The sequence below is a fragment of the Streptomyces sp. AK08-02 genome (genome assembly GCF_033795085.1).
Classification (GTDB): Bacteria; Actinomycetota; Actinomycetes; order Streptomycetales; family Streptomycetaceae; genus Streptomyces; species Streptomyces echiniscabiei.
This window is the reverse complement of record NZ_JARAZV010000029.1, coordinates 1-20819: the sequence shown is the minus strand read 5'-3', so window position 1 is coordinate 20819 and position 20819 is coordinate 1. Positions and strand designations below refer to the sequence as shown.

The following is a 20819-nucleotide window of genomic DNA, read 5'->3' as shown; positions in this document are numbered from 1 at the left end:
ATTCACGGGTCTTGGCCTGTTTTCGGTCGCCGCCCGCGACCCCGCAGCACCGCCAGATCCACCGGATCCCCCGCACAACTTTCTCCCCATCCCCCGGACGTGAGCCGCACGCCGGTGATGCCGACGACGACGTCAAGGAGGGCAGCCGTGGCCACCTCATCCTCAACGGCACCTGCCGCACCCGCCGCCAAGCGGGACCGTACCCACTACCTCTACATCGCGGTCATCGCCGCGGTGGCCGCCGGTATCGCCGTGGGTCTGATCGCCCCGGACTTCGCCGTCGAGCTGAAGCCGATCGGAACGGGCTTCGTCAACCTGATCAAGATGATGATCTCGCCGATCATCTTCTGCACGATCGTGCTCGGCATCGGCTCGGTACGGAAGGCCGCGAAGGTCGGCAAGGTCGGCGGGATCGCGCTCGGCTACTTCGTGCTCATGTCGTTCGTCGCGCTCGGCATCGGCCTGGTCGTCGGCAACATCATCGAGCCGGGCACCGGCCTCGCGCTGACCGACGCCGTCAAGGAGACCGGCCACGCGCAGGTCTCGGCCGAGGCCAAGGACACCACCGAGTTCCTCCTCGGGATCATCCCGGTCACGTTCGTCTCCGCGTTCACCGTGCCCGAGGTACTCCAGACGCTGCTGATCGCCCTGCTCGCCGGGTTCGCGATCCAGGCCATGGGCTCCACGGGCGCGCCGATCCTGCGCGGTGTCGAGCACATTCAGCGCCTCGTCTTCCGCATCCTCGGCATGGTCATGTGGGCCGCGCCCGTCGGTGCGTTCGGCGCCATGGCCGCGGTGACGGGGTCCGCCGGCGTCGACGCGCTCAAGCAGCTCGCCATCCTGATGCTGTCCTTCTACCTGACCTGTTTCATCTTCGCCTTCGGCGTGCTCGGCGCGCTGCTGAAGATCTTCACGGGCCTCAACATCTTCTCGCTCTTCAAGTACCTGGGCCGCGAGTTCCTGCTGATCCTCTCGACCTCCTCCTCCGAGTCCGCGCTGCCGCGCCTCATCGCGAAGATGGAGCACCTGGGCGTCAGCAAGCCCGTCGTCGGTATCACCGTCCCGACCGGCTACTCGTTCAACCTCGACGGCACCATGATCTACATGACCATGGCGTCCCTGTTCATCGCCGACGCCATGGGTACGCCGATGTCGGTCAGTGAGCAGATCCCCCTGCTCCTCTTCCTGCTCGTCGCCTCGAAGGGCGCGGCGGGTGTCACCGGCGCCGGTCTCGCGACCCTGGCCGGCGGTCTCTCCTCGCACAAGCCCGCCCTGGTGGACGGCCTCGGCCTGATCGTCGGCATCGACCGCTTCATGAGCGAGGCCCGCGCCCTGACGAACTTCGCGGGCAACGCGGTCGCCACGGTCCTGATCGGCACCTGGACCAACGAGATCGACAAGGAGCGCGTCGCGGAGGTCCTCGCCGGTCAGCACCCGTTCGACGAGAAGACGCTCATCGACGAGAACGACGGCTTCCACCCGGACGCCGACGCCGACTCCGCGGACGTCCCCGAGCAGGGCGGCGAGAAGGAACTGGCCAAGGCCTGACCCCAGGCCCGGTCGAGTCCGGTACGACCCCGGTCCGGTACGGCCCGGTTCGGCACTGGTACGACCCGTCAGGACCCGTCGACTCCGGGCGGCTGAGGTGCTCCCCCGTCCCTCAGCCGCCCGGGCACAGCACCCCTGGCGGCGCCGAACAGCAGTCAGATCCCGAAAACCCCGGGTGGCGCGGACACTCCTCAGCAGTCCAGCCACTCGGCCTGGGGCACCCCGGCAGGTCCGCCGGAGCCTCAGGACCTCGAAAAACGCCGAGCGGCCAGGCACTCCCCCGAAGCCTGGCCGCTCGGCTATTTCCGTGCCCGGCAGGACAGTGCGCCTGAGCCAAGGTTCGCGGGACCCAGAAAGGCGGGTACGCCCGCCGCGGCTCTGACCGCGGCAGGCATACCCGCCTCTCAATTCTTCAGTGCGAGTCCCGGCGCAGGGAAAGGCAGCGCCATCCGAAGTAGAGCACGCCCAGCGCTCCTCCAGCCGCACCGATCCCACACAGAATGGTCGCCCATTGGGCTGTTTCCTGTGTTACCCACAGCAGGCTGACCACAACCAGCGCTACGGAGAGCGCGAATCTCTCTCCATGGCTGAGGTCGCGGCGCCCCGTCAGTCCCCGATAGCGCTGCACTTATACGTGACGCCCTTCAATTTGATGTCCCGGAACCCCACCCGCAGCTTCGTGTTGGCAGGGGCGACATCACCGCCACCACCGCCGCCACCGCTTATCTTCCGGCAGTCCCAACCGAGGGCTTCGAGCTTCTTGAGGTCACTCTTCGCCTGGTAGCTGTTGTACGACGCGATCATGGCGGCTCGTTTCTCCGCGGGCGTGGCCTCCTTGGCCTTCGTGTACAGGTAGCACCCGATGCTGGCGCCGATGCCTACCCACGACGCACCCTTGGCCAGCGCCTTGGTGAGGCCTGCCGCGCCGCTGCCTATCCCCACGACCGCGCAGAGTTCATCGGCTCCGGCGCGAGGCTGCCCCGCTGTCGCCGCCTGTGCGGCGGTACCTTTGCCTTCCGCCGAAGCGGCAAATGCCGTCTGCGCGCCGATGCCGCACATGGTGCCGGTCATGGTGAAGGCGATCAGAGTGGAAATTCCCTTGCTTCGTATGCTCACGAAGTTCAATCCCCCATACGTTTTCAAAAATGCTTGGTCAGAGCGATGGGAACACTACCCGGGGCGACCTGGGAGAGCAATCAATAATTAACCAAGAGAGAGTTTCGGTGAGGGGCGGATTTTATGGAGGGAGGTGAATTCTGCGCAATCCTGCGTAATCCCGCGGAACGGGCTTTTTGGCTGCAGGCGGACGAGTGGTCCGGCCGCGGTGCTGACCGCCGTCCGTCACGATGACGCGCCGAGCGGCCAGGCTCTCCCGCGTAGCCTGGCCGCTCGGCCATTTGTGCCTTCTCCGTCTGTCCCTACGGCGGACATTGGCCCGCGTCAGTCGCTCAGCCCGGCCACCAGTGCGGTGGCCCGGGGTACCGGTACTCCCGCCGCGACCAGCAGCGTGACAGCGGCGGAAGGGCCGGCTTCCCGCACGGCCAGCAGCCCGTCGTTCACCGCCTCCATCAGTGCGAACAGCATCTGCTCGTGCACGTACGCCAGTGCCGGCGCCGGCAGCGGTGAGCTGAACACGCCCTGCTCCAGGCCCTGCCCGAGCACCTCGACACAGGCCTCGCGGACCGGGGTGAACCGGTCGCGGATGCCCTGCACGGTGACGCTGCGCTGGGCGAGCCCGACGAGGATGCGGTAGCGGTCGGCGACCTGCCAGACCGCGAGCGTGGTTCTGGCGACACACTCCGCGGGATCCTTCGCGCCCTCACGTCCCTCGGCGAACGCGGCGGCCACCGCCTCGACGGCGCCGTCGAGCAGCGTGCTGATCAGCGCCTCCCGGTTCGGGAAATGCCCGTACACGGTCCGTCGTACGACGCCCGCGGCGCGCGCGATCTGGTCCATCGAGGCGTCGGGGTCCCGCAGCAGCTCGGCGAGGGCGACGTCGAGGATGCGGCGGCGGTTGGTGTCGGCGCGGCTGGAGGTACCCGTGGTCATGGCTGACATTGTGCCTTCCTTCCTTCTATTTGCACGGTGCTGTGCATCGGCGTACATTGCTCATTGTTGTGCAACTGCACGGCAATGTGCAAAAGGATCAACGACAGCCGGCCAGGCAGGGAGGCGACCAGTAGCCATGCGATCCATGCGACTCCGACGAATTGGACGACTCGGACGACTCGGACGACTTGTCCGTACGGAACCCGCCGAGGGGATGAAGGCCCCCTACGCCCGACGCTGGTGGGCGCTGCTCGTGCTCTGTCTGAGCCTGCTGATCATCGTGATGGCGAACACCGCCCTCACTGTCGCGGCCCCCGACATGACCCAGGACCTGGGCCTGTCCAGCGCCGACCTCCAGTGGGTCATCGACGGCTACACCGTCCCGTACGCGGCGCTGATGCTGCTGCTCGGCGCGATCGGCGACAAGTACAGCCGGCGCGGGGCGCTCGTCCTCGGTCTGGTCGTCTTCGGGGGAGGATCGATCGCCGGTTCACTGGTCGACAGCGCGACGGGGGTCATCGCGGCCCGTGCCGTCATGGGGGTGGGCGCCGCGCTGATCATGCCCGCGACGCTCTCCCTCCTCGCCGCGACCTTCCCGCGCGCCGAACGAGCCAAGGCGATCACCCTGTGGACCGCCACCGCCGGCCTCGCCATCGCGGCCGGTCCGCTGGTCGCGGGCGCGCTCCTGGAGAACCACGGCTGGTCCTCGACGTTCCTGATCAACGTGCCGATCGCCGCACTCGCGATCGTCGGCGCCCTCGTCCTCGTGCCGCCGTCCAAGGCGGGCCACGACGACCGGATCGACTACGTCGGCGGCCTGCTGTCGGTCGTGTGGATCGGCGCGCTCGTCTACATGATCATTGAAGGGCCGCACTTCGGCTGGGGAGTCAAGGCGGTCGCGGCGGCGGTCGTGGCAGGCCTGGGCCTGGTCCTCTTCGTCGGGTGGGAGCTGCGTCACCCGCGCCCGGTCCTCGACGTACGCCGCTTCACGCAGCGCCGGTTCGCGGGCTCGAACCTCGCGGTCGCCCTGTTCTTCCTGGCGGTCTTCGGCGCGTTCTACTACCTCACCCAGCACCTCCAGTTCGTGCTCGGCCACGACGCCCTGGGCACCGGCCTGCGCATGCTGCCGCTGGCCGGCGCGGTCTTCGTCGGGTCGGCCCTCACCGGCTACTTCACCCCGCGCGTCGGCATGAGGATCACGGTCACGGCGGGCATGGTCGGCGGTACGGCGGCCCTCGCGCTGCTCTCGCAGGTGGACTCCGGCTCGTCGTACGGGACCTTCGTCGCCCCTCTCGTCGTCCTCGGCCTCGCGATCGGCCTCGCCCTCTCCCCGTGCACGGACGCGATCATGGGTTCGTTTCCCGAGTCGCAGCTCGGCGTCGGCGGCGCGGTGAACGACACTTCGCTGGAGCTGGGCGGCTCGCTCGGCATCGCGATCCTCGGCTCCCTTCTCTCCACGTCGTACGCCTCCCACCTCGCCGACGCGACCAACGGCGGCAAGCTGCCGGCGGGCGCCCTGAACCAGGCCCAGGACTCGGTCGGCGCGGGCTACCAGGTGGCCCAGGCGATCGGCGAACGGGCCCAGCAGCTCGCGGCCCAGGCGTCGCAGGCGGCGAGCGCGGGGAAGCCGGAACAGGCGGCCGAGTTGAAGGCGCAGGCCGGCCAACTCGCCCAGGGGGCACGCCAGATGGCAGACGCGGTCGGCTCGTCCTTCTCGGACGCGGTGGCCCACACCAGCCTGGTCGGCGCGGTGATCCTGGGCGTGGGGACGGTACTTGTCGCTGTACTGCTGCCGGGCAAGGGGCACGGCAACGGCCGTACGGAGGTCGCGGAGCCGGCGGCGGACGTACCCGCGGGGCCGGTCGAGGCCGACGAGCCCGAGGGGAGCGCAGAGGAGACCGCCGAGAAGAACGCCGACAACGACGCAGAGGAGATCGCCGAGACTGGCGAGTTCACCCGTACAGGTCGGTGATCTCCCTCAACGGTGTGCGTGGGGCAGCCGTCAGGGCCGGAGGTCGGTCACGAGGCGGAAGCGTTCCAGGACCGTCGGGGTCGCGTCGGTCACGGTGAACCCGGGGTCGTCCAGTGCCGCCCGCATCTCCGTGCTGTGCCAGAACCGTTCGTGGCCCGCCCGCCAGGCGGCCACGTCGGTGTATCCCTCGCCCTCGTCGAGCGCGTGGGCGAGATCCACCGCGGACAGCGGAACGACCCGTACGCCCGTGATCTCGATGATCCCGACCGGCCGGTCCCCGGAGTCGACGACCACCGACCGGCCGCCGACCTCCGGCAGAGCCTCACCCTCGTGTTCGTAGTCGACCACGAGCCCGGTCGTGGACGTCTTCGAACCGTCGAGGATCGCGGCGACGAGCCGGTCGCGCAGCGGACCGGGAAACGCGAACTCGGCCTTGGGAAGCCCCTCGGTCGTCGGGAGGTCCTCGGGTGCCGGGCGATTCACGGGCCGCGGCGGCTGCTCGGTGGTCGTCATGGGATCACGGTAGGGCGAAACCGCCTTTCCGGGCACGGCAATTACGCGCCGAACCGCACGTCACCCGCCCGGCCCCGCACCCGTCCCCGGGGCGGCGCCCAGGGTCTCGGCGACGGCTCGGGGCAGCCACTCCTGTACGTGGCCGAAGGTGAACCCGAGTTCGGTGGCGCGGGAGTTGTCCATGCCGTACGAGCGCGAGAAGGAGAACGGCGAGACCTTGCCGACGTCGACGTTCTGGAAGACGGTCCTGCCGCGTGGGATGTGCCGGGCCACGACCGCGCACAACTCCTCGGTGGTCAGCAGGCCGTGGGAAGCGGCGTTGACCGGCCCGGTGAACTCCTCGCCCACCGCCCAGAACAGGAAGTCGGCGATCTCCTCGACATGGATGTAGGTCGCGGGCCGGTTCTCGGTCGGTACGGCTATCGGTGTGCCGGTGCGGATGCGCTGGGCGTAGTGGTCGAGCCGGCCGGTGAAGTCGTCGGCCCCGCCCAGGACATGGGCCACGCGTACGGCGGTGTACGGGAACCTCTTGCCGTCGGTCGCGGTGGCGCCGTGGTCGCCCGCGTCGGGGGAATCGCCGGTGACGGCGTCCGCCGCGAAGACCGCCTCGGCCTGGCGCTTGCCCTCGCCGTAGTGCGTCTCGCGGAACTCCGGCTTGTGCCAGGGGAGTTCGAGACGGACAGGGACGGTGAGCGGATCGACGGCGTCCTCGCGCACGGGGACGACGGTGTCCTCGTAGACGAGGGAGTCCTCGTACTCGTACACCTCGACCGTGGAGGTCATCACATAACGGCGGGTACGGTCGCCGAAGACGCGCCGGGCGACGGCCGCCTGGCGGGGTGTATAGCAGACCTGGTCGACGACGGCGTCGAAGGTACGGTCGCCGAGAGCGGAATTCAGAGCGGCCTCGTTGTCGCGGTCGGCGACGAGGTGAATTACGTCGGCGGGCGGGGGCGCGGAGCCCCGGTTGAGAACGGTCACCCGGTCTCCCGCCGCTGTCAGCCGGTCGATGAGCCGCTTTCCGAAATAGCGGTTGCCGCCGATGACCAATACGTCGCGCATGATGTGCCTCCCCGTTGCGGACCTCGTGATCATAATTGTCCTGACGTACGGGCCATCCTCCCCTGTGGCGAAAAAGCCGCTGCCACCGGAGCGCCCCGACCCGCCCTTGCCTTGACGTCGACGTCAAGGACTACGTTCGTACCCATGCGAATCGGCATGCGAATCGGCGAGCTGGCGGCGCGGGCCGGGACCACTACACGGACCCTGCGGTACTACGAGTCGCGGGGGCTGCTGCCCGCACGGCGCACGGACAACGGCTACCGCGCCTACGACGAGGACGACCTGAAGCTGCTCCGGCAGATCCGGACGCTCCAGGACTTCGGGTTCGACCTGGAGGAGACGCGCCCCTTCGTGGACTGTCTGCGGGCGGGCCACCCGGAGGGCGACTCCTGTCCCGCGTCACTCGCCGTCTACCGCCGGAAGCTGGACGAGCTCGACGCGCTGATCGGCGAGCTGCGGTCGGTACGGGCGAAGGTCGGCGAACAGCTCACGCGGGCCGAGCTGGCGCGCGACACGTTGGCGGCCGAGGCGACGGTTCCGGGCGGTCCGGAACCGGAATGCGAATGGGGAGGACGGACGCGATGACCATTGCGGCGGGTGTGGCCGAGGTGACGGACGAGGACTTCGAGGCGGAGGTGCTCGGGGCAGAGTTGCCGGTCCTGGTGGAGTTCACCGCGGACTGGTGTCCGCCGTGCCGTCAGATGGCTCCCGTACTGAGTGCCCTCGCGGCGGAGGAGTCCGACCGGCTGAAGGTGGTGCAGCTGAACGTGGACATGAACCCCCTGACGACGAACGCGTACCGGGTCCTGTCCATGCCGACGTTCATGGTGTTCCGGGACGGGGAGCCGCTGCTCTCGATGGTGGGGGCCCGGCCCAAAAGGCGACTGCTGGAGGAGCTGTCCGACGTACTCTGACGCACGCCGACCGGTGAACGGTCCGTGAACCGACAAAAGAAATCCCCCGAGCGATTGCGCTCGGGGGATTTCTTTGCGTATATTCAATGGTTCGCGACTTTATGGAAGTCGGGTCGCGAGAAGTCGATGAGCAGAGTATATCCGAGCGGGAGCGGAATTGTCAAACAGGGGCGCAAACACGGAATCAACTCACGATGAATTGCGGAGTGAGCAGGAATTCGTCGACGGGCTCTATGCCCGCGTCGACGCCCTGCGCGGCGACACCGAGCACTCCGTCACGGACGCGCTCGCGCAGGGCAGTACGCCGATGCAGGCGCGGCTCGAACGGGATGTGCTCGTCGCCGAGCGGTCGGGGCTGCTCGCCGCGCTGAACGCCGTCGACGGGTCGCTCTGCTTCGGGCGGATCGATCTCACCTCCGGTGTCACCCACCACATCGGCCGTATCGGACTGCGCGCCGACGACGCCGAGCGCACCCCGATGCTCATCGACTGGCGGGCCGAGGTCTCCCGGCCCTTCTATCTCGCCACCGGGCACACCACGATGGGGCTGCGCCGGCGCCGCCACATCAGCACCGACGGGCGGCTCGTCACCGGCCTGCACGACGAGATCCTCGACCTCGGGGACGAGACGCGGACCGGCTACGAGGACCCCTCCGGCGACGCCGTACTGCTCGCCGCGCTCGACTCCGCCCGTACCGGCCGGATGAACGACATCGTGCAGACCATCCAGGCGGAGCAGGACGAGATCATCCGTGCCCCGCACCGGGGTGTCCTCGTGGTGGAGGGCGGGCCCGGCACCGGCAAGACCGCCGTGGCGCTCCACCGGGCCGCCTATCTCCTCTACGAGCACCGCGAACTCCTCGCCAAGCGGGCCGTGTTGATCGTCGGCCCCAACCCGGCCTTCCTCGGCTACATCGGCGAGGTGCTGCCCTCGCTCGGGGAGACCGGGGTGCTGCTGGCGACCGTCGGTGAGCTGTTCCCCGGCGTGAAGGCCACCGCCGCCGACACGGCGCGGGCCGCCGCCGTCAAGGGGCGGGCCGAGATGGCCGACGTACTGGCGGCCGTCGTACGGGACCGGCAGGGGCTGCCCGACCCCGTCATCGCCATCGAGCACGACCGGGACATCCTCATGCTCGACGCCGGGCTGGTGAACGTGGCGCGGGAGCGGACCCGCGAGGCGAAACTGCCGCACAACGTCGCCCGCGAACACTTCGAGGGGCACATCCTCAACACCCTGACCGAGATGGTGGCCGAGCGCATCGGCACCGACCCCTACGACGGCAGCAACCTCCTCGACCCCAGCGACATCACCCAGATCCGCGACGACCTGGCCGAGAACCGCGAAGTCTGGTCCGCCATCGAGCAGTTGTGGCCCAGGATCGGCCCGCGGCGACTGGTCGCGGACTTCCTCGCGGCGCCCGAGGGGTACGTGTCCGAGGCCGACGCGGATGCCATCAGGCGGCCCGTGAGTCGTGGTTGGACGACGGCCGACGTACCGCTGCTCGACGAGGCGGCGGAGCTGCTCGGCGAGGACGACCGGGTCGCCCGGGCGCGCGCCGAACGCGAGCGCAGCAGTCAAGTCGCTTACGCACAGGGCGTGTTGGACGTGTCGTTCGCCTCCCGGACGTACGAGTTCGAGGACCTGGACGCGGAGGAGTCCGAGATCCTCTCCGCGCACGACATCATCGACGCGGAGCGGTTCGCCGAGCGGCACGAGGAGGACGACCTGCGCAGCGCCGCCGAGCGGGCGGCGGCCGACCGGACCTGGGCCTTCGGCCACATCATCGTCGACGAGGCGCAGGAGCTGTCGCCGATGGCGTGGCGGCTCCTCATGCGGCGCAGCCCGACCCGGTCGATGACGCTGGTCGGCGACCCCGCGCAGACCGCCGAGCCGGGTGGCGTCGGGGCGTGGTCGGACATCCTCGCGCCGTACGTCCAGGACCGCTGGGAACATGCCCGGCTGGGCGTCAACTACCGGACCCCGGCCGAGATCATGGACCTCGCGGCGGCCGTCGTCAGGGCGGAGCGGTCGGACTTCGAGCCGCCGACATCCGTACGGTCGACCGGAGTGCGGCCGTGGGTGCGGGCCGTGGCGGACGACGATCTCGCGGGAGCCGTGGCGAAGGCGGCCCACGAGCTCGCGCCCGTCGAGGGGCGGCTCGCCGTGATCGCGCCGCGCGAGCTGCACGGCGAGTTGGCGGCGCGGCTGGACGACGTGGAGGCGGGGACGGAGCCCGATCTCACACGGGCCGTCGTGCTGCTCGACCCCCGGCAGGCCAAGGGGCTGGAATTCGACTCCGTACTGGTGGTGGAACCCGGGGCCTTCGGCACGAGCGACCTGTACGTGGCACTCACCCGGGCCACGCAGCGCGTCGGCGTGCTGCACCGGGGGGAGTTGCCGGCGGCGTTGGCCGCGACCGCCGTCGCCGAGGGGGTCTGACGACGGGCCGTGAGCACCGGCGGATCACGCACACCCAGGGTAACCAGGACGTAACAGTTCGCGCCATGGTCACCGCAGGTGCTCGGCCGGTGCGGTATGCGTGTGCGTATGGAAGCCCATCCGTTCGCGACCGCACCGGCCGACAGCCCGACGCTTGACTCGTTGCCCGTGGAACCGCTGTTGACGTCGGAGTTCGACGCCGACCCGGGCGGGGTCTACGCGCGACTGCGGCGCACCTACGGACCCGTGGCGCCGGTGGGGCTGATGGGCGTACCGGTGTGGCTGGTTCTCGACTACCGCGAGGTGCTGGAGGTGCTGCGGAACGAGAGTGTGTGGCGGCGGGACGTGCGCTACTGGCGGACCCGGGCGCAGGGCCGGCTGCCCCCGGACTGGCCGCTGCTCGCGGGCTACGAGGTACGGCAGACGATGTTCATGGACGACGAGGAGCATCTCGCCGCCCGGCACACGCATCACACGGCGCTGCGGCCGTTCCAGGACGGGCACACCCCGCAGGGCTGGGAGCTGCGGGCGACGGTCGCGCGGTACGCCGACGAGCTGATCGCCATGCTGGCGGCCGAGTCGGGCACGGCGGGGTTCGCCGACCTCGGGGCCCAGTACACGCGGCCGTTGCTGCTGATGGTCACCACCAAGCTGTTCGGGTGCCCTGTGGAGCTAGGGGACGAGCTGGTCATGGACCTGTGGCGGATGCTGGACGGCGGACCCGACGCCGGGCCGGCCACGGGACGGGCGCTGGCCGCGATGACACGGCTGGCGGCGCACCGGCGGGCGCGGCCCGGGGACGACCTGACGTCGTACATGCTGCTGGCCGACCCGGAGCTCTCGGACGAGCAGTTGGGGCGTGAGCTGTTCATGAACGCCGTGTACCTGAACGACATCACCGGGAACATGGTGCTGAACACGCTCCTTGAGGTGCTGCGGGGGAACGCGACGGTACGGCGCAGTCTGTCGGCCGGCCAGCTCGGGGAGACCGTGAACCGGGCGGCGTTGGCGAATCCGCCGGTCGCCAACATGTGCTTCCGGTTCGCCGCGCGCGATGTGGCGCTGGGGAACTTCTGGATCAGGGCCGGGGACATCGTCTCGCCGTCGGCCGCGGCGGCGCACGGGGACCTGATGGCGATCGGGGCGTCCCACCTGGTCGGTTCGGCGGTGAGCACACGGGCGCACCTGGGGTGGGGAGCCGGGCCGCATCAGTGCCCCAGCGCGGCACGGGAGTTGGGCGGCATGATCGTGAGCACGGCCGTGGGACGCATCTTCGACCACCTTGCCAAGGCCGAACTCACACTGCCGGCAGACCAGTTGCCGTGGCGGTCGGGGCCGGTGGTACGGGGGCTGCGCTTGTTGCCGGTTCGGTATGAGCTGCAGAGAAGCGCGGGCGGGAGCGGGGGTTGGGCGGAGCGGGGAGTCGGTGCGGATGCGGGGAGCGGACCGGGGGAGACGGGCGGCGGCGTGGTGGCGGTGGTGGGATCTGGTGGAGACCGGCAGGTGAAGGGGCTGTTGGGGGCTTTGCGGAGGTTGATGTTCGGGGGGAGGTGAGGTACGGGTGCGCGCTGTGGGGTGGTTTTCCGGCGGACGTTTCAACCGATACCGCGCTCACGCGTTCCTCACCGTGGCAGGCTGACTACCTCCCCGCCGTCCGAAGCCTCCGTGTCGAAGGGCTGCTCGTGCCGCATATCCCGTCCGATGACATCACGTGGATCCGGAACACCTGTGGGCAGGAGGTTGTCGATGAACTCCTGCGCCAGGGTGAGGAGTACGGGTGGTCCGAGTTTCGTCTGAGACGGCCGTTGTGGACCATGCCCGGCAGCAGTTACACCGGCGCGGTGCTCCAGGTGGTCCACATCGCGCCTCCGCCCCGGCAACTCGTCCTCAAGGTGATTCCCGCTGGAGCGCCGGGCCGAGAGGCGTCCGCCCATGCGGCGGCACTGGATGCCGTGGACACGTTCTCAAAGGCGCACCTCGTCGGCCAGCCGTATCCGCCGGCAGACCTTCCCGGCGGCAAAACGGTGATGTTCCAGGAGGTCGCCGGCGGCAGTCTGCGGGACGTCGCCCCTGCGGGATCCCTTCCCCGACAGGAGCAGAACCAGGTCGTCGAGGCGGTCGTCCGGGGACTGCTGGCCGAGTGGAACGAAGCTGCCCTGCGGCACGCCGTACCCGTGCGGATGACAGTGTCGGAGTTTCTCCACGGCGAACTGGGAGACGTGTGGACGGGCGGCGGCTCCCTCCAGGCGTTCGGCCGAGACCTGCGCCTCTTCGCCCCCTCGCCGCCCTGGGTCTACAGCGACGGTATGCGGCTGCCCAATCCGTACCTGCTGGTCAAGGGTGGGCACCCGGCGTTCGCGGACCCGACGGTGCCGGTCCTGCGGGGGCTCGGCCACGGGGACCTCCACCTCGACAACATCCTCGTTCCGAGCCTGGAGAAGGTGGTGCAGCCGCACAAGTACCTCCTCATCGACCTGTGCACCTTCAGCGGGGAAGCGGATCTCGGTCGGGATGTCGCCACCCTGCTTCTCTCCGCTCTGCTGCCCCACGTGAACCACCCGCAGGAACTGCCGCCCGACCAGAGGCACGCGCTGCTCCGGTTCGTCGTCGACCCGGATGCCGACCATCGCGCCGACATCGTTCCGGGCGCGGCGACCCGGGTGGCGGCCGTGCGCGACACCGCCCGCGCGGCGATGGCCGGCTGGGAGGACCCCTGGGACCTGCAGTTCCTGCTCTCGCTGACGGCGGCGGCCCTGCGGTTCACGACGTACACCAAGATCAGTGAAGCCGGCCGTACGTGGTTCGCGCGGCTCGCGGCACACGCGGGCGGCGAGGTGCTGGCCCGGAGCCGGGAGCACGGTGCCGAGGCCCCGCCACCGGCCCTGGAGCCGGGCCGGGACTCCTTCACCGTGCCCGGTTTCAGGCACGCGGGCTCGACCAGGAGTGGCCGGGCACCGGGCTTCGTGCCGGATCAGGAGCCCCGGCGGCAGCGGTGGCAGACGGAGACCGGGGTGTCCGACGACCGCTCGGTCATCGGATTCGGCCCCGACCACACAGTGGTGGTCGTCGACAGCGAGGGCGGCGTCCGGCGCTGGACCGTCTCCGGAGACCCGCTGCCCGGGACCGGCGGACGCTCGCCCCGGCAGCGGATGGGCCATCAGTCGCTGGTGGCCTCCCTGACGCACAGCGTGGTGGTGGCCCGCCCGAAGGAGCTGGAGATCGTGCACTTCCCGCAGCGGGGCGGGGCGTTCCGCGCTCCGTCGGTTCCGTTGCTGGACACCGACCACTTCCTGGTCACCAGTGGTGGGGACGTGTTCGCCACCCACGACAGGAAGCACCTGACCGTGCGCGGCTTCGAGGACGGGGCGGAGATCGAGGCACTGCCCTGTCCGCCCTCGATGGCGGCGAGCGCGGTCAGTGTCGATGCCTCGGTGGTCGCCATGGCCCGCGCGCGGGAGGTGCACATCCACCGGCGGGGCCGCGAGCCGCTCCGGTTGAGCGTGGCCAACAGCATTCCGCACCTCAGGAACGGGATCCTGCAGGCGCTGACCCCTGATCCCGGGCTCCAGCTCGCGGTCTCCTCGTCCGGCAGTCACGTCGGGTGTGTCACCTTCGAGGAGGTCGTCGTGTGGAGCACCGAGAACGGGCAGGAGGTGTATCGCCGCAAGCTCGCCGACCGGGAGGCACGCGAGGCGCTCGGCGCGAAGTGGATGCGCCTGCTCTGCACCGAGGCGGGCACCCTGTTCTGGCTCAGGCGGGGGCGACTGTCCATCCAGACCGTCGACGGTGGCATCCAGCTGCGTCAGTCCGGGACCTGCGCGGACGTCGCCATCGCCCGGGACGGCACCCTGATCGCGATGCTCAGCACCGAGGGGCGGCTTGAGGTGTGGGACCTGTAGGTCTGCCGTCCGCCGCCCGTGGGTCCCGCGCATGTCCGCGGCGACGGCTGGGCATGACTGCTCACGCGGTCGGTACCCGGTCGATACGCCGTCGGGCCGACCGCCGCGCACACTGGCCGCGCGCACACGGCGGCGCGTCAGCGGATCGGGGGAAACCGTGGCGGTATCGAACACGCCCATTTTCGAGCGGCAGAACGATCCCGACCTGCTCATACTCCTCAAGGCGGCCTCCGTGTCGCACCGCCGGGCCAAGCGGCTCGCCTCGGCGCACGTCTCGCTCTCGGTGCTTCTCGCCGCCGTGGGGGTGGCGGGTGTGTTCGCACCCGTCCTCAGGACACCGGGCACCCTGCTCGGCCTGGTGTGGGCGCTCGCGTACGCGGCGGGTGCCCGGCTGTGGGGGCGCGGGGAGATGCGGCGCGCCGCTCTGCTCCAGGAGAAGTTCGACGTCCAGTTGCTCGGACTCCCGTGGAACACCGTCCTCGCCGGCGGTACCGCGCCACCCGCCGAGGAGGTGGGCCGGGTGGCCCGCCGGTACACGGCTTCGGAGTCGCGGCTGCACGACTACTTCTTCGAGGCCACCGCGCTGAGCCGCCCGCTGGACGTCTTCGCCTGCCAGCTGCAGACGCTCGGCTGGGGCGCCCGGGTGCGCCGCCGTTACGCCACGACCGTCTCGTGCGCGCTGGCGCTCTGGACCACGGCGGGCGTCGCGACAGGTCTGGCGCGGTCGATGACCGTGTCCGAACTGCTGCTCCACTGGTTCGTTCCCTCGCTCGGACTGCTGCTGCTCGGACTGGACACCGTCGCGGCCCAGCGGGACACGGCCGGGGCCCGCGAGCACGCGCAGTCGGTGCTCCTGGCCGCGATGCGCGAGCACGTCTCGCGTGGGCGGCCCGCCGCGGACGTCCCCGGGCTGCTCCAACTCGCCCGGCAGGGACAGGACGTGCTGCTTCAGACCCGGCTCGGGCAGGTCCGGGTGCCCGACTGGTTCTTCCGCCGGTTCCAGACCTCGGACCGGGAGGACTTCGTGCGGGCCATGCGGGAACTGGACCGAACGGCCGCCGACCCCACGCCCTGACCGGAGTCGATCACCCGGGGGTGTGCGCTGCATTTGCGCGCCCCCTTTAGTGATGCGCGCTCCCACTGGCGGCGGAAGGCCTGGTGAACGCGACCCGGCCCGCTCATGCCCGCCCTAGGGTGAGGCACCTCGGCTCGCGTGTGGCTGCGGATGACGAGCGGGCTTCGTGGGGTGGAGCCGGTGAACGCTCTCCGCCGCGCTGTCCCCACCGGGCCGGACGAACAGGGGAGACCACGTGAAGCTCGAAAAGCAGCAGCCGACCCGTTCCCGCTGGCGGATCGGGCCCCGTTGGGTGGAACTGCTCGTCGTGAGCGTTCTGACCATCGCCACCGGCTACTTCACGGGGCGGGTGAGCGAGAAGAACTACCAGGCCGACTCCCCGCAGCCGACCGCGACGGTGACCGTGCGGGCCACGGAGACGGTCACGGCGACCCCGGATGCGACCCCGACGTCGCCGCTCGCGGGCGCGGGCGAGAGTGAGAACGGTTCGGTGGACGGGGAGAACCCCGAGCCGACGGACGGTTCGTCGGTGCGCCCGGCGCAGAGCTTCCTCTCCGACCTCAACGCCGTTACCTACACGGGCTACTACGATCCCAGCCCCGTGCTGATGCTCGGCACCAACCACCCCAACAGCGTCAGGCTCGGCTGCGACAGCTCAAGCTCCGACAGCGTCACGTACGACGTGAGCAGTTACAAGCGTCTCAAAGCCACCCTCGGCATCCCGTCCGACGCGGACAACGCGATCGGCTCCGTGGCGGCGATCAAGGTGTTCGACTCCTCGGGGCGACAGATCGCCGACGCGGTGCAGTTCCGCTCCAGTGACACCGCCGATCTCTCCGTCGACATCACCGGCCAGGACCAGATCAGGATCACCTGCGCCTTGGTGAAATCGGGCGATCCGAACCGCTCCGCGACGACGAGCGGCCTCGGCGACGCGGTCCTGACCTCCTGAATGTCGTTCTGAACGGCGTCCTTCCCGTGCCATCGCCGGTACGGCGTCGGCACGGGAAGACGGGTGGCAGCGGCGGCAGGGGCTACGCCGGGCGCAGCCACACCGTTGCCAGCGGGGGCAGGGTTACGCGGATGCTGGCCGCGCGGCCGTGCCAGGACTGGGGGTCGGGCTTGAGCGGGTCGGGGTTGTGGATGCCGGCGCCGCCGTAGCGGGACGCGTCCGTGTTCAGGGTCTCGTGCCAGGCGGGGACCGTGTCCGGGACGCCGATGCGGTAGTCGTCGCGGACGACGGGGGAGAAGTTGCTGATCGACAGGAGCGGAGTGCCCTCCGCGTCGTAGCGGACGAAGGCGAAGACGTTGTCCTCGGCCGCGTCCCCGACCAGCCACTCGAAGCCCGAGGGGTTCGTGTCCAGTTGCCAGAGGGCCGGGGTGTCGCGGTACACCGTGTTCAGGTCGCGGACCAGGTCCCGTACGCCCCTGTGGTCCGGCTCCGCGCCGTACGCGGGGTCGAGCAGCCACCAGTCTGGACCATGGGCCTCGGACCACTCCGCGCCCTGGGCGAACTCCTGGCCCATGAACAGGAGTTGCTTGCCGGGGTGGGACCACATGAAGGCCAGGTAGGCCCGCTCGGTCGCCCGTTGCTGCCACCAGTCGCCCGGCATCTTCGACACCAGGGAACCCTTGCCGTGGACGACTTCGTCGTGGGAGATCGGCAGGACGTAGTTCTCGCTGTACGCGTACACCATGGAGAACGTCATCTCGTGGTGGTGGTGCTTGCGGTGGACCGGGTCGTGCTGGACGTAGCCGAGCGAGTCGTGCATCCAGCCCATGTTCCACTTCAGACCGAAGCCGAGCCCGCCGAAACCGCCGGGGCCAGTGTGGTGCGTGGCCCGGGTGACGCCGTCCCAGGCCGTCGACTCCTCGGCGATCGTCACGACCCCGGGGACCCTCCGGTACACCGTCGCGTTCATCTCCTGGAGGAAGGCGACCGCGTCCAGGTTCTCCCGGCCACCGTGCTCGTTCGGGGTCCACTGGCCCGGCTCGCGTGAGTAGTCGAGGTAGAGCATCGAGGCGACCGCGTCGACCCGCAGGCCGTCGATGTGGAACTCCTGGCACCAGTAAACGGCGTTCGCCACAAGGAAGTTGCGGACCTCTCGCCGTCCGAAGTCGAACTCCAGGGTGCCCCAGTCGGGGTGGGCGGCACGCAACGGGTCCTCGTGCTCGTAGAGCGGGCGGCCGTCGAACTCGGCCAGCGCCCAGTCGTCGCGCGGGAAGTGGGCGGGAACCCAGTCCATCAGTACGCCGATCCCGGCCCGGTGAAGGGCGTCCACCAGGTACTTGAAGTCGTCCGGTGTGCCCAGCCGGGCCGTGGGTGCGTAGAACCCGGTGACCTGGTAGCCCCACGAGCCACCGAAGGGATGCTCCGCCACCGGCATCAGTTCCACGTGCGTGAAGCCCAGGTCCCGCACGTAGGCGGGGAGTTGCTCAGCCAGTTGACGGTATGTCAGGCCGGGGCGCCAGGAGGCCAGATGGAGTTCGTAGATCGACAGGGGGGCCTCGTGCGCCGGGACCTCCGCCCGGCGTGCCAGCCACTCCGCGTCCTCCCACTCGTGGTGTGAACTGTGCACGATGGACGACGTGTTGGGCGGGACCTCGGTCCGGCGGGCCATCGGGTCCGCGCGCTGCGTCTTCGAGCCGTCCGCGCGCGTGATCTCGAACTTGTACAGCTCGCCCTCGCCGACACCCGGCACGAACAGCTCCCACACCCCGGTGCCACCGAGGGAGCGCATCGGATACGCCGTACCGTCCCAGAAGTTGAAGCCCCCGATCACCCGTACCCCGCGCGCGTTCGGCGCCCAGACGGCGAAACGGGTGCCGGTGACGCCCTGGTGGGTCATCGGCTCCGAGCCCAGCGCCCGCCACAGCTCCTCGTGCCGGCCCTCGCCGATCAGATGCAGGTCCAGGTCACCCAGCGCGGGCAGCAGCCGGTACGCGTCCTCGGTCTCCTGCACCTGCTCCTCGTACGCGATGACGAGCCGGTACTCGGGGACGCCCCGCAGGGGCAGCGCGCCCGAGAAGAAACCGTCTCCGTCGGCGTGCAGGTCGGCCCGCAGATCCCCGGCCACGACGGTCACCGAGTCGGCGTAGGGCCGCAGCACCCGAAAGGCGACCCCGCCGGGGAGCGGATGCGCGCCCAGGACGGAGTGCGGGTCGTGGTGCGTGCCGGCGAGCAGCCGTTCCCGGTCGACGGCGTCCAGAGCGGGGGAGGGGAGCAGAGCGGTCTCCTTCGGCGGGACCTCGACGGGAGCGGCCTCGACCGGGGCGACTTCGACAGGGGCGGCCCCGACCGGAGCCGCCTTGACGGGCGCGACTTCGACGGGCGCGACTTCGATCGGAGTGGCCTCGACGGGCTGAGAGGCGGACGGCTCCGTCACCGGGCCCGGCTCCGTCACCGGCTCTGTCTCCGGTGTGGTCTCGTTCTCCTTCACCGACTTCTTCACCGATTCCGTCACCGACTCCTTCGCCGCCCGCTTCGCCGCCTTCTTCCCGGCGTCCTTCTTCCCGGGGTCCTTCTTCGAGGACGTCTTCTTCTTCGGGTTCTTCGAGCCGCTGGACGGGGAGTGCGGGGTCACGGGCGGGGGCCTTTCGGAGGTGAGGCAGGGCGAGAGAGCTGAGGCGGGGCGGGGTGACGCGCGGGGGTCAGTCGGGTGCGGCCAGGCGGTGTATCGCCGACATCGGAACCGGAAGCCAGTCGGGGCGGTGCCGTGCCTCGTACACCACCTCGTACACCGCCTTGTCCGTCTCGTACGCCCGCAGCAGTACGGGATCGGTACGCGGATCCCGGCCGCCGGTCTCCGCGTACCCGGTGCAGTACGCGGCCCGGCACACCGCCGCCCAGTCGGGCAGCCGGGGGCGGATCGAGTGGGCCGCGTAGTCGAAGGAGCGGAGCATGCCCGCGACGTCCCGTACCGCCGGTTGTGGCAGCCGTCGTTCCGCGAGGGGCTTGGACGGCTCGCCCTCGAAGTCGATCAGCGACCACTCCCCGGACGGCGAACGCAGGCACTGTCCGAGGTGCAGATCGCCGTGGATACGCTGCGCCGTCCAGGTCTGGCCCTCGGCGGCGAGGTCGGCCAGCGCCTCGTAGGCCGAGCGCAGGCCGGGCGCGTACGGGTGGAGTGCCGGTACCGCCTGGACCGCCGCGTCCAGGCGTTCGATCATGCCGTCGACCAGCGGGCTCAGCTGCGCGTGGCCCATGGTCACCGTGGGCAGCGCGCGGGCGAGAGCCATGTGAACCTCGGCGGTGGCCCGCCCCAGCGCTCGTGCCTCCGCGCTGAAGTCCTCCCCCTTGGCCAGCTCGCGCAACGCCAGCTCCCAGCCGTCGGCGGCACCCCGCACAAAGGGCTGGAGGACACCGAGTACGTAACGGTCCTCGGCGCTCGTCTCCGCGTCGGGATCCGGATCGGGATCGAGGCCGGTCGTCCCGGCGGCGTCGGCGCAGATCCACGCCACCGGGGCCGGAACCCGGGGGCAGCCCTCGCGGGCCAGCGCCAGGGGCAGTTCCAGGTCGGGGTTGACGCCCGGTGCGACCCTGCGGAGCAGCTTCAGGATGAACGTGTCGCCGTAGACGATCGACGAGTTGGACTGCTCCGCGGTCACCATCCGGGCCGCCAGCCCCGCCGGTATGTCGCCTTCCCCGTCGGGCCCGGCGCCGCCCTTGTCGTCACCGTCACCGTCCCGGTCGAAGCGCAGGGCACCGATCCGCGCTCGGGTGCGCATCGCCTCCAGGAGCACTTCGGCGGGCCGGGCGTCGTACAGGGCGTCGTACACCGTCCGCCCGGTCAGCGGGCCCCGGTCCACGTGTCCGATCAGCGCGGGCGCCAGCCTGGGCGGCAGGGCCTCGCGCGCGCCTATGAGGAGCTGGTAGCAGTCTCCCGGGCCCTGGAGCGCGGGCTGATGGGCGCGTACGAGGAGGTGGTACAGGCCCGCCTGAGCGGTGGCGGGCAGCAGTTCGGTGGCCGCCACCAGGGAGAAGTCGGTGACCGGGCGTCCCTTGCCGGCGAACCAGCGCTGTCTCGGCAGCCATTCGCGCAGCAGTGGTTCGAGGGACGCGAGGAGGTCCGGACTTGTCGTGGCGGAGCGGGTGGCGGCTTCCGACATGGCGTCGCGTCCTTTCCCCGTGGGGCGGAGTGTGACTGATGCGTGCCCCGGGCGGGACGGGAGAAACCGGCCCGCCGGGGTTCGGCACGTACGGCCACGTTACGTGGCGTCCTGCACGTCCTTCGCGTCGTTGCGCAGACGGAACCAGTAGAAGCCGTGGCCGGCGAGGGTGAGGAGGTAGGGGAGCTCGCCGATGGCGGGGAAGCGTACTCCGCCGATCAGCTCGACCGGGTGGGCG

The 20819-nt window shown here is 70.2% G+C and carries 16 protein-coding genes; 9 read left to right on the top strand and 7 right to left on the bottom strand.

What is annotated here, in order from left to right:
- Positions 1-117 precede the first annotated feature (117 nt).
- Entirely contained in the window at positions 118-1548 is a 1431-nt protein-coding gene (locus PV734_RS42195; protein WP_415924361.1) for a cation:dicarboxylate symporter family transporter, read from the top strand.
- A gap of 606 nt (positions 1549-2154) precedes the next feature.
- On the opposite strand, the gene PV734_RS42190 is transcribed toward PV734_RS42195, so the two are convergent.
- Positions 2155-2664: a hypothetical protein gene (locus PV734_RS42190; protein WP_319098032.1), complete on the bottom strand. Its 510-nt coding sequence runs from the start codon at positions 2662-2664 to the stop codon at positions 2155-2157.
- A 324-nt stretch (positions 2665-2988) separates the two neighbouring features.
- Positions 2989-3606: a TetR/AcrR family transcriptional regulator gene (locus tag PV734_RS42185; RefSeq protein ID WP_319098031.1), complete on the bottom strand. Its 618-nt coding sequence runs from the start codon at positions 3604-3606 to the stop codon at positions 2989-2991.
- A 205-nt stretch (positions 3607-3811) separates the two neighbouring features.
- Between PV734_RS42185 and PV734_RS42180 the strand changes: the two genes are divergently transcribed.
- On the top strand, positions 3812-5569 hold the full coding sequence (locus PV734_RS42180) for an MFS transporter (RefSeq protein ID WP_319294687.1): 1758 nt from the start codon (positions 3812-3814) through the stop codon (positions 5567-5569).
- A gap of 30 nt (positions 5570-5599) precedes the next feature.
- On the opposite strand, the gene PV734_RS42175 is transcribed toward PV734_RS42180, so the two are convergent.
- Both PV734_RS42175 and PV734_RS42170 read right to left on the bottom strand, forming a co-directional pair.
- On the bottom strand, positions 5600-6082 hold the full coding sequence (locus tag PV734_RS42175; RefSeq protein WP_319098029.1) for an ASCH domain-containing protein: 483 nt from the start codon (positions 6080-6082) through the stop codon (positions 5600-5602).
- Positions 6083-6142: 60 nt separating this feature from the next.
- Entirely contained in the window at positions 6143-7144 is a 1002-nt protein-coding gene (locus tag PV734_RS42170; protein WP_319294686.1) for an NAD-dependent epimerase/dehydratase family protein, read from the bottom strand.
- A gap of 156 nt (positions 7145-7300) precedes the next feature.
- Between PV734_RS42170 and PV734_RS42165 the strand changes: the two genes are divergently transcribed.
- From PV734_RS42165 to PV734_RS42135, 7 genes are all read left to right on the top strand, one after another.
- Entirely contained in the window at positions 7301-7729 is a 429-nt protein-coding gene (locus PV734_RS42165) for a MerR family transcriptional regulator (RefSeq protein WP_319098133.1), read from the top strand.
- A complete protein-coding gene (locus PV734_RS42160) occupies positions 7726-8058 on the top strand; it encodes a thioredoxin family protein (RefSeq protein ID WP_319098026.1) in 333 nt (110 codons plus the stop codon). The genes PV734_RS42165 and PV734_RS42160 overlap by 4 nt, the downstream gene beginning before the upstream one ends.
- A 139-nt stretch (positions 8059-8197) precedes the next feature.
- The gene (locus tag PV734_RS42155) at positions 8198-10498 is read left to right on the top strand and encodes a HelD family protein (protein WP_319294726.1); all 2301 of its coding nucleotides are present in this window, start codon (positions 8198-8200) and stop codon (positions 10496-10498) included.
- Positions 10499-10606: 108 nt separating this feature from the next.
- A complete protein-coding gene (locus PV734_RS42150; protein WP_319294685.1) occupies positions 10607-12052 on the top strand; it encodes a cytochrome in 1446 nt (481 codons plus the stop codon).
- 260 nt (positions 12053-12312) lie between these two features.
- Positions 12313-14397, top strand: a complete 2085-nt coding sequence (locus PV734_RS42145; RefSeq protein WP_319294684.1) for a hypothetical protein — start codon at positions 12313-12315, stop codon at positions 14395-14397.
- A gap of 157 nt (positions 14398-14554) precedes the next feature.
- A complete protein-coding gene (locus PV734_RS42140) occupies positions 14555-15472 on the top strand; it encodes an S-4TM family putative pore-forming effector (RefSeq protein WP_319098023.1) in 918 nt (305 codons plus the stop codon).
- A 235-nt stretch (positions 15473-15707) separates the two neighbouring features.
- Positions 15708-16424, top strand: coding sequence for an NPCBM/NEW2 domain-containing protein (locus PV734_RS42135; protein WP_319098022.1), 717 nt, complete (start codon positions 15708-15710; stop codon positions 16422-16424).
- Between the two features lie 82 nt (positions 16425-16506).
- On the opposite strand, the gene glgB is transcribed toward PV734_RS42135, so the two are convergent.
- From glgB to PV734_RS42120, 3 genes are all read right to left on the bottom strand, one after another.
- Entirely contained in the window at positions 16507-19056 is a 2550-nt protein-coding gene (gene glgB, locus PV734_RS42130) for a 1,4-alpha-glucan branching enzyme (RefSeq protein ID WP_319294683.1), read from the bottom strand.
- 67 nt (positions 19057-19123) lie between these two features.
- The gene (locus PV734_RS42125) at positions 19124-20581 is read right to left on the bottom strand and encodes a maltokinase N-terminal cap-like domain-containing protein (protein ID WP_319098019.1); all 1458 of its coding nucleotides are present in this window, start codon (positions 20579-20581) and stop codon (positions 19124-19126) included.
- A 99-nt stretch (positions 20582-20680) separates the two neighbouring features.
- On the bottom strand, positions 20681-20819 hold a 139-nt coding region (locus PV734_RS42120), incomplete at its 5' end, for an alpha-glucosidase C-terminal domain-containing protein (protein WP_319294724.1).